The following is a 15,209-nucleotide window of genomic DNA, read 5'->3' on the forward strand; positions in this document are numbered from 1 at the left end:
AGATGATCGATAAGCAAAAATTAGGGATCTCTGGCCGTATTGCTGCTGCTTTTCAGCTTAGCGCGATCACTCCTTTATTGGCACTACTTGGCCTTTTACTTGGCCTATTTTCCGTGCTGGTGACCCCAAAAGAGGAGGAGCCTCAGATCAATGTCACCTTCGCCGATGTTTATATCCCTTTTGCTGGCGCATCGCCTGCTGAAGTCGAAAGTTTAGTAACATTACCCACTGAGCAGATAATCTCAGAACTGAAAGGCATCGACACTCTTTACTCCTTTTCACAACCCGATGGCGCACTGTTTATTGTAATTTTTGAAGTGGGTATTGCTCGCAACGACGCCATCGTAAAACTTTATAATCAGATCTATGCCAATTTAGATAAGCTGCCACTCAATGCAGGAGTCGGAGAACCACTCATTAAACCACGAGGTATTGATGATGTGCCCATTGTCAGCTTAACCCTGTGGTCAAAAGAGCCCACAGTTTCGGCAGAGCAACTGACCCATGTCGCCAATAGCTTAGAAACTGAGATTAAACGCATCCCCGGCACTCGCGAGATAAACTCGGTTGGTGCCCACCAACTCACGCTTAATGTCAGAATAGATCCTGTTAAGATGAACTACTACGGGATCTCATATAATGAGATAAACAGTAGTTTAAGCAGCAATAATCATGTGTCGATGCCGGCCTCATTAGTGCAACAAAACCAAGAGATTAAAGTCCAAACGGGTCAATTTCTCACTAGTATCGATGATGTAAAACAACTTGTAATAGCAATACGAGAAGATAGCGACAAACAAGCGGCGCCAGTATTCCTTGCTGATATTGCACAGATCACTCTTAAAGCTGACCTTCCGCTCCAGAGTGCTTGGCATGGTGATAAAACCAGTATCTCCCCCGCTGTAACCATTGCCATTGGTAAGCAACCGGGGGTAAATGCGGTCGATATTGCCGATGCGATACTTGAACGCGTCGATAACGTCGACAATATTCTGTTACCTGACGGCGTCAATATTTCTGTTTCACGTAACTATGGTGAAACCGCGGGAAACAAAGCCAACACCCTTATTTTAAAATTGATTTTTGCCACCTCAGCAGTGGTTATCTTAGTGTTACTAACCATGGGTTTTAGGGAAGCACTCGTTGTTGGTATCGCTATCGTTATCACGCTTGCCCTGACTCTTTTTGCTTCTTGGGCTTGGGGTTTTACCCTAAATCGCATCTCTCTATTTGCACTTATCTTCTCCATCGGCATTTTGGTTGATGATGCCATCGTTGTGGTTGAGAATATTCATCGGCATATGGCCATGGGAAAACGTAGCTTCACTGAACTGATCCCCGTCGCGGTGGATGAAGTCGGTGGCCCGACGATTCTGGCAACTTTTACGGTTATCGCCGCCCTACTACCAATGGCTTTTGTGTCAGGATTAATGGGGCCATACATGAGCCCAATCCCGATCAACGCCAGTATGGGGATGTTGATCTCTTTAGCTGTCGCTTTTATGGTCACGCCCTGGCTTAGCCGTAAATTACTAAAACATGACAACGCTAAAACAGACACTGGAATTGAGGCTAATAAGGCAAGTCAGCCCAAGACAGACAGTATTATGCTACGCATTTTCACCCGTTTAATCGGGCCTTTTGTATCAGGTTCCGGTGCTAGAAAGGCACGCTTTGGCTTAGCTGCCGGGATTTTTGTGTTGATCGCAATCGCGGTTGCACTGCCTATCGGTAAACTAGTGGTGCTAAAAATGCTGCCTTTTGACAATAAGTCTGAATTTCAAGTTATTGTTGATCTTCCAGAGGGAACTCCCGTTGAACAAACTCAACGTACATTAAAAGCATTAGCTCAGCATCTTAACCAAGTAGACGAGGTCGAGAGTTATCAGCTCTATGCTGGCACTAGTGCCCCAATGAACTTTAATGGCTTGGTTCGCCACTACTTTTTGCGCCAAACTCAAGAGTTAGGTGATATACAAGTGAATCTGGTCGACAAACAGCATAGAGACCGTGACAGTCACAGTATTGCAATTGCAGTAAGAGCGCCACTGCAGGAGATAGCAAAACAGTATAACGCCAACGTCAAAGTGGTAGAAGTACCACCGGGACCGCCAGTGTGGTCACCCATTTTGGCCGAGGTCTATGGCCCCAGTGCCGCTATTCGTGAAAAAGCCGCTAACGAACTTCAAGCGCTTTTTAAGCAAACGACCGACGTTGTCGACATCGATATTTATCTCCCCGCCAACCAAGCTAAATGGCAGGTCAATATCGATCGCAGTAAAGCCAGTTTACTCGGCATACAATATAGTCAAGTAGTCGATTTAGTGGCCACTAGCATCGGCGGTAAAGATATTAGCTATCTGCATGCACCTAACCAAAAACAGCCCATCCCTATCCGCGTTCAACTCAAAGAGGGAGATAAATTCAATTTAGAACAAGTACTAAACCTAACGCTAAAGAATAATAAAGGCCAAGCAATAGCGATGTCTGAGCTATTGCAGATAGATAAAGGCACTATTGATGCACCAATCATCCATAAGAATATGATCCCCATGATCATGGTCGTAGCTGATATGGCTGGCCCGCTAGATAGTCCTTTATACGGTATGTTTGATATGGTTGGGAAAATAGATACTGAGGGTGGTTTAGGTTTCAAGCAGCATTACATTAGCCAGCCTACAGGGCTAGAAAGTATCGCTGTTCTATGGGATGGCGAGTGGAAGGTCACCTATGAAACCTTTAGAGATATGGGCATCGCCTACGCCGTGGGCATGATAGCTATCTACCTATTAGTTGTGGCCCAATTTAAGTCTTATAGCGTTCCGCTCATTATCATGGCACCCATCCCGCTGACTGTGATTGGCGTGATGCCTGGGCACGCATTGTTGGGGGCACAATTTACCGCAACATCGATGATAGGCATGATAGCACTGGCAGGGATAATTGTGCGCAACTCCATTTTACTGGTGGATTTTATTCATCAAGAAACGGCAGCAGGCGTACCGTTCGAGCAAGCGGTTATTCATTCAGGAGCTGTGCGTGCCAAACCAATAATGCTTACCGCCCTCGCCGCGATGATAGGTGCACTTTTCATCTTAGATGACCCTATCTTTAATGGCTTGGCGATCAGCCTTATATTCGGGATTTTGGTATCTACCCTACTCACCTTAGTGGTTATTCCCGTCCTGTACTACGCCGTAATGAAAAGCCGTTATCACAATTAATTTTCAAAACCGCGCACGCCGTAATAGCGAACTTGCGCTTTAACTAGAGAGGAATCTATATGTCTATTGAACGCGCCATTATGGCTTTTGCTGGAATGATGATCTTGTTATCGTTAGCGTTAACAATGTGGGTCAATCACAACTTTGTCTGGCTGACTGCATTTATAGGAGCAAATTTAACCCAAAGTGCCTATACTGGTTTTTGTCCTGCTGCAATGGTGCTACGAAAATTAGGCTTTAAATCAGAAGCGCAATTGGCAAGCAATAAATAATATCAATTAAGGAATGTTGATGAGTCACTCATTTAAGCTGCAAAATAAACTTTCTAACATATTTAAATTTATGACATTCAGTGCATTGTTGCTTATGATTTGCAACCTAGCACTTGCAGCTGACCAAAATGCACAAGAAGCATGGCAGAGAATTGATGCTGGCGCCTTAGTTGTTGATGTTAGAACAGCTGAAGAGTTCGCGCAGGGACACTTACCTAACGCAATCAATATTCCCTTCGAACAGATAACGACCGTATTTACCCAAAAAAAAATGGATAAAGATCAAGCGGTAGTTCTTTATTGCCGCAGTGGCCGTCGCAGCGGCATTGCTAATGATGCATTGATTAGTGCAGGATATCGCAATACCTATAATGGTGGCGGTTATCAGATGTTGATTCAGCAGAAAAAATAACCTCAATGAGGAAATAAAGGCTGCATTTATGCAGCCTTTATTTTTTGTAAGCATCAGATTTTGACGCTTTATTCAGTACAAGCAACGCAGACAGACCATATCACTGACCATTAACTCACTTTTAGCTTATACAACTATAAAAGCACCGCCAACAGTCAAATAAACCAAACCAACTAATTCCAAATAAATATAAGTTATTACTAAACTTCAAACCCATTTTAAACTATGTAATTTCAAACAGTTATACAAACCAAATTTTCGCCAGTTCATATTGAATACAACATACATTTTATTACTGCCCTTACCATTACCGCATATAAACTCTTAAATATAGACTAAATACTCAAAATAACTTTAGTTTACAGCATTTCTATGCACGTAAAGAGAACCGTCCACATTATCATTTGCGCCCGCTACACATTAACAATTATTTTACAATTGCAACAACTGCAGATACATTCGTTAGCGTAGTAAGACGGAAACATATTTGTCTGCTACAAACATCATAAAAAACAACATAATATCCTGATTAACATGGAAGACAGTTATGACTACAAATAAAGTAACAACAGCACTTAGCCTGTCTGTACTTGCACTTTCGATCTCTGCAAGTGTAGGAGCAGCACCTTCTTTCAACTCTGGTTTACATAACAACACAGCGCAATTGAGTAGCGAAAACCCGCTACCCAAGCGTTATATTGTTAAGTTCAAAACCGCTGATGCATCAGCAGGCTTTTCAATCGCAGCTAATGCTATTGACGATGCTCAATACGAGCCTAGAGCTAACGAAGTATTTTCTCACTTTCGTGCACTCAACAGCGTCTCTGCAAAAGAGATGAAACGAATCGGTCGCAGTAATAGTTATACGGTTAAGTTAGCTGGGAAAGATCTGCAAGCGCTACGATTCCGCGCCGATGTAGACTATGTTGAAGAAGATGTGCCACGTCGACTACTCAGTGAAACTACGCCTTGGGGGCAAACCTATGTTGGTGCAACCACTCTAAGCGATAGCCAAGCAGGTAATCGTACTATTTGTATTATTGATTCGGGCTATGACCGTGGTCATAACGATCTCAATGCTAATAATGTCACTGGTACTAATAACTCTGGCACCGGTAATTGGTTTGAACCTGGAGCGGGAAACGCGCACGGTACTCATGTGGCAGGCACTATCGCAGCGATAGCAAATAATGAAGGTGTGGTTGGGGTAATGCCAAACCAAAATGCCAACATTCACGTTATTAAAGTATTTAACGCTGCAGGTTGGGGTTACTCTTCATCTTTAGTCTCAGCAGTTGATACCTGTGTGAGTAATGGCGCTAATGTTGTCACTATGAGTTTAGGGGGGTCAAGCTCAAGTAACACTGAGAAAAATGCCCTGGCTGCTCATGAAAGTAATGGCGTGTTGCTTATCGCCGCTGCTGGTAACGCTGGTGATAGCACACACAGCTACCCAGCATCTTATGATGCTGTTATGTCAGTCGCTGCGGTTGATAGCAACAAAGACCATGCTGCATTCTCTCAATTTACCAACCAAGTTGAGATCTCCGGTCCAGGTGAAGCCATTCTTTCTACAGTCACTCGAGGCGAAGGTCGTCTAGCAGATATCACTATTGCTGGTCAGTCTTACTTTGATAACGGCGTAGTGCCTCATAATCGTTACGTGCAATCAGGTTCGAGTCATGTACCTACCCCATTGATTGGTAGCGTTACCGCAACACTTGCTGAATGTACCGTTAACGGCAGCACTTTCAACTGTGGCAACATGGCAAACAAAGTGTGTCTTGTTGAACGTGTAGGCAATCAAGGGGCAAGCTACCCAGAAATTGATGCAGTTAAGGCTTGTAACTCTGCCGGCGCGAGTGCCGTGATTGTCTATAGTAATAACGCATTACCAGGACTTCAAAATCCATTCTTAGTCGATAGCAGCAACGAAGCTACAATCGTATCTGTGTCTGTTGATCGTACTACAGGCCTTGCCCTTCGTAACCAAATTGGCGCATCTGTTACTGTTGCCAATACTGATAATGAAGATTACGAGTATTACAATGGTACCTCTATGGCGACCCCACATGTATCAGGTGTGGCAACACTTGTGTGGAGTCATCATACGCAGTGTAGCGCAGCGCAAATTCGCGCAGCGCTAAACGCGACCGCAGAAGATCTAGAAACTACAGGCCGCGACAACAATACTGGTTATGGCTTAATTAGTGCGGTTGCGGCGAAAGCCTACTTAGATGAGTCATGCACCGGCCCTACCGATCCTGGAACAGGCGGTGGTGACAATGTATTGGTTAATGGCGTATCTAAGTCAAACTTAGCGGGTGCTAAGAGCGATGAGCTACATTACTCTATCGATGTGCCCGCTGCAGCAACAGACTTGAGCTTTGCTATGAGCGGTGGCAGCGGCGATGCGGACCTTTACGTGCAATTTGGCGCAGCGCCAACATCTGATAGCTATGATTGTCGTCCATGGAAAGGCGGAAACGTTGAATCATGCCCTATCACTAGCGCACAATCAGGTACATATTACGTTATGGTTCAAGGCTACAGCGCATTTAGTGGTGTAAACCTTATTGCAAGTTTCACTGAAGATAACGGTGGTGGAACGGGCGGCGGAACAGGCGGTCCTGCGACATATAGCAATAACAGTAGCTACAGTATCCCAGATAACAGTAGCGCAGGTGTCACCAGTACAATTGCAGCCGCTCGAACGGGTGATTCAGGTACTGTCACGGTAAAAGTAAATATTAGCCATACCTACATTGGTGATTTACAAGTAGAGCTGCATAGCCCTACGGGTCAAATCGCGGTATTACATGATAATACCGGCGGCAGTGCAAACGACATTGTTAAGACTTACACCGTCGATATGTCTGGCAGCGACTCCGTTGGCAATTGGCAACTGAAAGCCGTTGATAATGCTCGACGCGATACTGGCACGATTAACGCTTGGGAGTTAAGTTTCCAATAATCATCGACCGATTTTAACAACATTTTAGAGAGCCTTACCGGCTCTCTTTTTTTTGCTCTGCATTGAGCTGACATATATAGTGATTTAACTGATATAATTACCTCAATAGTATCTGCAATGAACGTAACCATGACACAAGCAAACAACCCATTACACGGTATCAAGCTAGAAGCCCTACTTAACGATCTAGTCGAGCATTATGGCTGGGAAGAGCTTGGGGAACGCATCAATGTGCGCTGCTTCAAACATGATCCAAGCATCAAGTCGAGTCTAAGATTTCTGCGTAAAACCCTCTGGGCCAGAGAGAAGGTTGAATATCTTTACCTTAAGATGAACAAATTACCTTTGCCAGCAAGAAAGCCAAGGGATGACGGCTATCAAGCCAGTGATAAAACGCTGCGCGCAGCCAATAGCAGGGCGACTGATAAGCCGAGCACAGACTCAAATGATGACACTCAAGTAAATGCCAACATCTGGGGGAAATAACTAAAGAAGGCTTAACAACCACAGTTGTTAAGCCTTCTTTTATTGCCGTTAAATTGACCGTCATATAGGAAAGTCAAAAATGAGCCGCCAAACCTGTACACCGTCCCCCCGACGATAACTCACTCCAAATCTGCTCATATTAAACAGATCCCATCCGACCGGCTTGGTAAAAGCCAGGGTTATCCCAGCTTCAAAACTATTTGTCACCAAAACATCCTCTTCAAAAGGAGTCACAAATCTAAGCTTATCAAAGTACCAATAACCGGCGACAAAAAATCTTGGTTCTACGCCAATATCTGCAACCTGAAAATGATAATTAGTGCCTATGTCAACGCCAGATTGAATCGCTGAATAGGTTTCATTAGGGCCTTCATCAAGACTGTTGTAGCCCGCAAAAAAGATGCGGTTTACCCAGATAGGCTTTGTTTCTTTAAGTTCGAAATCAAGCAGGCTCGACATACCTGCAGAGTAAATGATGACATCGTTGCCATTAGTGGTATTCGTACCGACACCCAGATCGACATAGGATTGAAACTCATGGGTATCTGAAGTCTTCACCCGATACTCTATCCCAGGGGTAAAAGTGGCTGTTCCTACACTAGTAGGAAAGTCACCGTCTGGAATATCACTCCAAGTAAAATTGTAGAAACCGAGTGATAATGGTGTGCGTAGTACTAAGGACTCTGTTTCTGTTCGCTCAAGGTCAAAGCTTATAGGGATATTAACAACCGTCGCATTTTGGCCAGCGGTACGGTAAACACCGCTACCTAAATAATTGGCAAATGCATAATGGCTGTAATCTGTTTCAGCATTGGCCGGCAGGACAAAAATGATCAGCAAAATTGAGAGGTAACGCGAAAGGGCCATAAATTAAATGCAAACTTAACTGTTCTCTAATTGATAGCCCTGAATATAGCGGTATAACCATGGAAAAGCCACGGTTAGTGAACCTAGCCTTTATCTTCCTCAGTAAAATGATACTCAGACATCATATGCCCTAATTCAGTCGACTTGGTCTTAAGATAACCTTCGTTATAGCGATTTTTACCAACTTGAAGTGGCACACGCTCAACAACCTCTAAACCAAAGCTTTGCATCGCTTTTACTTTTCTTGGGTTATTGGTCATCAGTCTAACTTTAGTGACACCGATCTGCTCCATCATGGGAATAATCATGTCATATTTACGCATATCGGCAGCAAAACCTAAACGCTCATTTGCCTCGACAGTGTTTGCTCCAGCGTCTTGCAACTCATAGGCTCTGATTTTATTCAGTAACCCAATACCGCGGCCTTCTTGCCGCAAATAAAGGATAAATCCCTGACCAACTTCAGCAATATTCTGCATCGCTGTTTGCAACTGAAAACCACAATCACAACGTAAACTAAAAAGCGCATCACCGGTTAAACACTCGGAATGAATACGACCTAAAATGGGGCTCTCGGCATCAAATACGCCCAATGTAAGCGCAACGTGCTCTTTACCTGTCTCGCTATCTTCAAAGCCGTGCATTTCAAAAACACCCCAAGGTGTTGGCAATTTTGAAGACGCGATATATTTAATCGACATGATAAAACCTTAACGACTACTCTCATTCCCTGAGACTGCTGAAATCCTGATAAAGAGAAAATGTGAATTGGAACTAACTTAACGGCGACACAAAATCCCGAACATTAACTATCGCTAGTTAATCATTCAATGACAATGTGTGACGCTACAGCGCAGCATAAGCTGCGCACTTAAACATAAACTTGAAGCGGCTCACTAAATGAATAAATCAGCCTACTGTTTGCTTAAAATTCTTTCGCTGCAAAACCAGTAACTTGTTTTATACCCATTTCGCGACCAAGTGCAGTCATAGGGTGAACAACCACTAATCCTTTAACTGACTTTTTCAATTTACCCATATCCGCTTGTTCAGCTTTAGTCAGTACACGGTTAAATTTAAGGTCTTTAACCGTTGAACCTTCTTTACCTAACTCACGATTTTGCTGATTTTTAACGTTAGCAATACGCTTAGTTAAAGTGGCAATCTCACGTTTAAATTGGATTATAACCCCAGGGTCATCGCGCTTTTCAGCTGCTGCTAACTTACGACGAAACTTATCGAGCTTATCGTTGAGCGTTTGCAGCTCCTGCTTTAAATTCATTTACAAACCTTAAATTCAAATCTAAATTACATATTTAGAAACAAAAACAGCCTCAAATAAAGTATTGACGCTGTTTGTCATTATTGCCTCATTATAACAGCATATAGTGCAATATTACCTAGGTTTATGCTTAGCTTATCTTAGATAATGGATCACTTGGTTACTACTGCCTCTAAAAACTAAACTTGGATCAGCCAGTAGTTGCTCAAATTTGCCATCGACAACCACATTGACCAGATCGACCACCGCTTGCTGCTCTGTGGTTAATTGGCCGACTAAATAGCCGGTCCACAGCCAAATATCTTTACCAGGACATTGCTCTTTTACCCGTTTAACCAGCTCAAGAATAGCCGTCACATTGCCAGGGAAAAGTGGATCGCCACCAGAAAGAGAAAGCCCTCGCCTTTTTATACGAGTATCATTTAAGTCATCAATGATGGTCTGTGTCATAGCCTCATCAAACAGATGACCAGAGCATGGATTCCAAGTTGATTGATTATAACAACCGCGGCATTGATGCTCACAACCTGAAACAAATAGCGTAGCTCGAGTACCAGGGCCATTAATTACATCGGTCTGATAATATTGATGATAATGCATATTAAGATTTTCCTTAACAAAAAAAGGTGCCAATTAAAGCACCTTGTTTCGTTCTTGCAGGCCTTAAATTAAAGGTGCTTAATTCGGCGCTTAACCTCTTCCTGCTTACCATAGTTAAATGGCCTTGCATCAGGGCTGCCTAAGTAACCACATACACGTCGAGTCACCGACACTCTACTTGGCTCATGGTTACCGCACTTGGGGCAAGTAAACCCTTTACTGGTACAACTAAACTCCCCCATGAAGCCACAGTCATAGCACTCATCTATCGGTGTATTAGTGCCGTAATAAGGCACTCTTGAGTAGCTGTAATCCCACACATTTTCCAATGCTTCTACATTGTTTTGCATGTTTGGAAACTCGCCATAACAGATGAATCCGCCGTTAGCGATCTCTGGGTACGGTTGTTCAAAGTCTATCTTATCGTACGGGTTAACTTGCTTTTCAACGTCTAGATGGAAGCTGTTAGTGTAATAACCTTTTGAAGTCACCCCCTCGACCACACCGTAGGTTTTGGTATCGATGCTACAAAAACGGCTACATAAGTTTTCACTTGGTGTGCTGTAAAGGCTAAAGCCGTAACCAGATTCTGCTTTCCACATATCTGTTGCTGCTTTCAAGTACTTGATCACTTCAACTGCTTTTTCTCGCAGTAATGCATTGTCGTAAACGTGAGCCTCTGTGCCGTAAAGTGCATTGATGGTTTCATGTAAACCAATGTAACCAAGAGAGATTGACGCACGGCCATTCTTAAAGATCTCTGAGACGTCATCATCTGCACGCAATCGTACGCCACATGCACCTTCCATATAGAGAATCGGTGCCACACGCGCTTTAACGCCGTCTAAACGAGCGATACGAGTATCTAATGCTTTACGGGCAATGAGCAAACGCTCATCTAAGATACGGTAAAATTCAGCTTCATCGCCATTCGCTTCAAGTGCAACCCGCGGCAGGTTCAAACTTACCACACCTATGTTATTACGCCCTTCATGTACCAGTTCTCCATCCTCCTCAAAAGTCCCGAGGAAGCTACGACAACCCATTGGCGTTTTAAATGAACCGGTAACCTTCTCAACCTGCTCATAGTTAAGAATATCTGGGTACATACGTGTTGTTGCACACTTTAGCGCAAGTTGCTTGATATCGTAGTTACAATCACCCGTTTTATGGTTAATACCATCACGGATAGCAAAAACAAGCTTTGGAAAAACGGCTGTCTTACGGTTTTTGCCTAATCCAGCAATACGCACTTTCATCATAGACTGTTGAATTAGGCGAGATTCCCAAGAGGTCCCTAACCCGAAGCCGAAGGTCACAAATGGCGTTTGGCCATTGGCGGTATGCAGAGTGTTAACTTCATACTCAAGCGACTGGAATGCATCATGACACTCTTTCTCTGTCAATGAGGTCGCAAATGCTTTGGCATCAGTAATGCCCCAAGTCAGCGCGACTTGGTAATGCTTGTCATAGCTCTTAGCAACAAATGGTGCCAGTACTTCATCAATACGGTTAATCGTGGTTCCGCCATAGATGTGGCTGGCAACTTGCGCGATGATCTGCGCAGTAACGGCTGTTGCCGTTGAAATAGATTTAGGCGTTTCAATCTCGGCATTGCCCATTTTGAAGCCTTGGGTCAACATGCCTGCAAGATCAATCAGCATACAATTGAACATTGGGAAGAATGGTGCGTAATCTAAATCATGGTAGTGGATCTCACCTGACTCATGGGCCGCAACGACATCTTTTGGTAAAATGTGGCACTTGGCATAGTGCTTAGCAACAATACCTGCCAACAAGTCGCGCTGAGTTGGGATCACTTTTGAATCTTTGTTAGCATTTTCGTTCAATAGCGCCGCATTACTCTGCTCAACTAAGCCACGGATCTCTTGATTGAGTCTGCTACTCACTTCACGTTTTGTATCTCTATCGTGGCGGTACTCAATGTACACACGTGCCAATGATTTGTATGGCCCTTCCATTAACAAGTTTTCCACTGCATCTTGAAGATCGTGAATATTTATCTCATCTAAATTGGCCACCGAATCCGCTGCTTGTTTCGCGACTTGTGCTGCGTAAGCGGTGTCATCAATACCTGCCGAGTTAGCAGCTGCTATCACTGCGTCTTTAATCCTTGTTTCGTCAAAAGGCGTACGGTAACCATCCCGTTTAATAACTACTGGCATTGTATAACTCCTATTTTACATCAGCTACAAGCAACACTACATATAGTGGCACTTTTATTCTAAATCACAATATGTAGCGCATTAAGCTATAAAAAGACTGCCAGTACTTTGATCCAGATCATTATTTTAAACAACGAAGTTAATAAGAAAAAATAACTGGGGACGATCACGCTTATCTAAAATTATGCCCTTGACGATGGCCTATAAGCGGGCTAGTGACAGTATAAAGTTGGGATAAATTGTGGATAAATAAATAAGAAGATTTATGGCTTATCTTTAACTGACTGTTGATGCAACAGGAAGTTGAATAATCCGAGTAAACAACAAAATGTTTATCTGCGCTGAGTGGGGAATTGTTAGCCGTTTTGGTGTTTATAACTGTGTACAGTAGGCCTCATTTTTTACAACTGAAGCCATTGAGCTAGGGCAAGCAGATCCAACGTGCTTAGTGTTGTTTAGCGAGCGCCAAATAACTATTCAGCTGACCAGTGGCTTGTTGGTGCTCACCTGTCATAGAAGCAAGTTGCATCAAAGATTTTATCCCTTGATATTGATTCTTTTGTTGATCCGTTAATGCTCTATCTGAATCTAGCAAGGCAGTAATATCGCTAGCGACGCGGTTCGCTTTCTGCGCAACAGCTGGAGATTGGATTGAATCCATCGTGCGCATAATCCACTTTGCTTCATCTAACGTACCCGCCAACTCTCTATCTTCGCCACTGTTGGTTAGCGTAGCACGCTGCTCATCGATGAAGTCAGCTAGGGACTGTTCTTCTGCGGGTGGAATATCAAAGCCACTGTTGGTTAGGCGGTTGAGTTGTCCATCGGACAAAATGCCGTCTTGGTAAAGCCGTTGAATGAGGCTAGGCAGTTTCTCTGAGCTAAAACTACCATCTTGAAAGAAGTCTTTCGCCATCGCTTCTATCTTCTGCGCGCGTTCTGCTCGGCCAGATAACACTAGGCCATCATCATTAGCCGCGGTATTCGTTGTCGAGGCTGGTACGCCAGCATTAACCGCTTGCACAGCTGCAGTGCTGCCAACGCCAGTCTGAGTGCTTGACACACCGTATGCATCTGCCAGCACAGCGCCGCTATTAACAGGGGTATTGATACTACTTAATGGATTCATCGTCAAAAATTCGGCACTGATTTAGTTATAGTCTAACTAAAGCAGGAAGCGTGCCGTTTTTGGAGTGGTAAAACTGACTGCTTACTTTTGATTCAGTTCGCTGGTTAAGGTCAGGCACAGTGTGCGTAGTGATTCAATCTCCTGCTCAGTCATATTGACCTTATTGAGCAGAGTTTGCTTCTGCGAAAGCGCATCGGCTTGCAGTGCTAATCCCGCTTCAGTCAGCGCAATAACTTTTTTACGCTCATCAGTTTCATCAGGCAAACGTTGTAAAAAAAACTTGCTCTCTAAACGTTTAACAATCGGAGTCAATGTGCCCATGTCCAGACGAGTGGCTTGTGACAGCTGGGTCATGCTCGCTCTATCTTGCAGCCACAATGCTTGCATCACGAGATACTGCGCATAAGTGAGTTCATACTGATCCAACAAAGGTCGATAAGCACGCATAAGGGCATTGCCTGCGGTATACAGCGCAAAACAGACATTATCCGATAGACATGCTTCGGTCTCGTTATTCGATACTTTGTTCTTCACTACAACCTTCACCGCTTATATTAACTGCGGCGATCTTACCTGACTACAGTTAACAAAACTAGCTGACAGTAGATTTACTTTGCGCAAAGTTATTTTGCGCACAAAGCATTTGCATTAATTTTGTTGCTTGGCTATGATACGACCACTTACTTTGCGCACAAACAAAAATAAAGGATCATTATGAACACTAAGCAAATTCAACTTAAGTCTCGCCCAGAAGGATTGCCTGATGCCAGTAACTTTACCGAAGCAGAAGTGACTTTAGCTGCGATTAATGATGGTGAATTTCTAGTAAAGAATCTATGGATGTCAGTAGATCCCTACATGCGTGGCCGCATGATTGATAGAAAGAGCTACATCGCTCCTTTTGAAATTGGTGCCGTATTAGAAGGTGGTGCAATTGGTGAGGTTATTGAGTCAAACAATGTTGAATTTCCTGTTGGCAGCATGGTTAATAGCATGCACGGCTGGCGCAGCCATTATGTTAGCGATGGCACAGAAATAACCCGCCTACCGCAAACCCCCATCAACGAATCACATTTCTTAGGTGTCCTTGGAATGCCAGGCATGACCGCATGGACAGGCCTTAATCGTATTGCTGAGTTAAAAGCAGGAGAAACCTTATTCGTCTCGGCTGCGTCAGGTGCTGTAGGCAGTGTCGCAGTGCAGATTGGTAAATTAATGGGCGCTCGCGTTATTGCATCAGTTGGTTCAGACGAGAAAGCAGAGCATATCAAATCACTCGGTGTTGACGCCGTGATTAACTACAAGACCTGTGGCGACCTAACCGCTGCATTGGCGACAGTAGCACCAGAAGGCATCGATGTGTATTTTGAAAATGTTGGTGGCGATCATCTAACAGCCGCATTGAACAATATGAAAGATCATGGTCGCATTGCCGTTTGTGGCATGATTTCACAATACAACGATACCGTGCCAACACCAGGGCCGAGCAACTTGGCACAGATCATCATGAAGAAGCTAAAGATTGAAGGCTTCATAGTGTTTGAACATTGGGCTCATTACCCAGAATTTGCTAAGCAAATGAGTCAATGGCTAGCGGGAGGCAAAGTGACCGCAGAGCAAACTATTTATGAAGGGCTATCCAGCGCACCAGAGGCCTTTATCGGACTATTTGAAGGTAAAAACCGCGGTAAGATGATTGTAAAACTTGATTGATTAAATTGTAATAACACATAAAAAAGGGCCTGACGGCCCTTTATTTGCTATTAACTTGTTCTCG

The 15,209-nt window shown here is 43.8% G+C and carries 13 protein-coding genes; 6 read left to right on the forward strand and 7 right to left on the reverse strand.

Annotated features, from left to right (window positions below):
* Positions 1-2 precede the first annotated feature (2 nt).
* From JK628_RS14540 to JK628_RS14560, 5 genes are all read left to right on the forward strand, one after another.
* Positions 3-3,224, forward strand: coding sequence for an efflux RND transporter permease subunit (locus JK628_RS14540; protein WP_202285341.1), 3,222 nt, complete (start codon positions 3-5; stop codon positions 3,222-3,224).
* A 59-nt stretch (positions 3,225-3,283) separates the two neighbouring features.
* Positions 3,284-3,496: a YgaP family membrane protein gene (locus JK628_RS14545; protein WP_202285342.1), complete on the forward strand. Its 213-nt coding sequence runs from the start codon at positions 3,284-3,286 to the stop codon at positions 3,494-3,496.
* Between the two features lie 19 nt (positions 3,497-3,515).
* Positions 3,516-3,908, forward strand: a complete 393-nt coding sequence (locus JK628_RS14550; RefSeq protein ID WP_202285343.1) for a rhodanese-like domain-containing protein — start codon at positions 3,516-3,518, stop codon at positions 3,906-3,908.
* A gap of 547 nt (positions 3,909-4,455) precedes the next feature.
* Positions 4,456-6,882, forward strand: a complete 2,427-nt coding sequence (locus tag JK628_RS14555) for a S8 family serine peptidase (RefSeq protein ID WP_202285344.1) — start codon at positions 4,456-4,458, stop codon at positions 6,880-6,882.
* 129 nt (positions 6,883-7,011) lie between these two features.
* A complete protein-coding gene (locus JK628_RS14560) occupies positions 7,012-7,368 on the forward strand; it encodes a VF530 family DNA-binding protein (RefSeq protein ID WP_202285345.1) in 357 nt (118 codons plus the stop codon).
* Positions 7,369-7,428: 60 nt separating this feature from the next.
* On the opposite strand, the gene JK628_RS14565 is transcribed toward JK628_RS14560, so the two are convergent.
* From JK628_RS14565 to JK628_RS14595, 7 genes are all read right to left on the reverse strand, one after another.
* On the reverse strand, positions 7,429-8,235 hold the full coding sequence (locus JK628_RS14565) for a hypothetical protein (RefSeq protein WP_202285346.1): 807 nt from the start codon (positions 8,233-8,235) through the stop codon (positions 7,429-7,431).
* Positions 8,236-8,318: 83 nt separating this feature from the next.
* Positions 8,319-8,936 (reverse strand): GTP cyclohydrolase II, encoded by a 618-nt coding sequence (ribA, locus tag JK628_RS14570; RefSeq protein ID WP_202285347.1) that lies wholly within the window; start codon positions 8,934-8,936, stop codon positions 8,319-8,321.
* A gap of 224 nt (positions 8,937-9,160) precedes the next feature.
* A complete protein-coding gene (locus tag JK628_RS14575; protein WP_202285348.1) occupies positions 9,161-9,517 on the reverse strand; it encodes a YibL family ribosome-associated protein in 357 nt (118 codons plus the stop codon).
* Positions 9,518-9,652: 135 nt separating this feature from the next.
* Positions 9,653-10,117 (reverse strand): anaerobic ribonucleoside-triphosphate reductase-activating protein, encoded by a 465-nt coding sequence (nrdG, locus tag JK628_RS14580; protein WP_202285349.1) that lies wholly within the window; start codon positions 10,115-10,117, stop codon positions 9,653-9,655.
* A gap of 68 nt (positions 10,118-10,185) precedes the next feature.
* Positions 10,186-12,303 (reverse strand): anaerobic ribonucleoside-triphosphate reductase, encoded by a 2,118-nt coding sequence (gene nrdD / locus JK628_RS14585; RefSeq protein WP_202285350.1) that lies wholly within the window; start codon positions 12,301-12,303, stop codon positions 10,186-10,188.
* A gap of 445 nt (positions 12,304-12,748) precedes the next feature.
* A complete protein-coding gene (locus tag JK628_RS14590; protein WP_202285351.1) occupies positions 12,749-13,432 on the reverse strand; it encodes a hypothetical protein in 684 nt (227 codons plus the stop codon).
* Between the two features lie 81 nt (positions 13,433-13,513).
* Positions 13,514-13,966, reverse strand: a complete 453-nt coding sequence (locus tag JK628_RS14595) for a MarR family winged helix-turn-helix transcriptional regulator (RefSeq protein ID WP_237524027.1) — start codon at positions 13,964-13,966, stop codon at positions 13,514-13,516.
* A gap of 180 nt (positions 13,967-14,146) precedes the next feature.
* Here JK628_RS14595 and JK628_RS14600 point away from each other — a divergent pair, with 180 nt between their 5' ends.
* The gene (locus JK628_RS14600) at positions 14,147-15,145 is read left to right on the forward strand and encodes an NADP-dependent oxidoreductase (RefSeq protein ID WP_202285352.1); all 999 of its coding nucleotides are present in this window, start codon (positions 14,147-14,149) and stop codon (positions 15,143-15,145) included.
* Positions 15,146-15,209 lie beyond the last annotated feature (64 nt).

This window comes from Shewanella sp. KX20019, from assembly GCF_016757755.1.
In the GTDB taxonomy this organism is placed as follows: domain Bacteria; phylum Pseudomonadota; class Gammaproteobacteria; order Enterobacterales; family Shewanellaceae; genus Shewanella.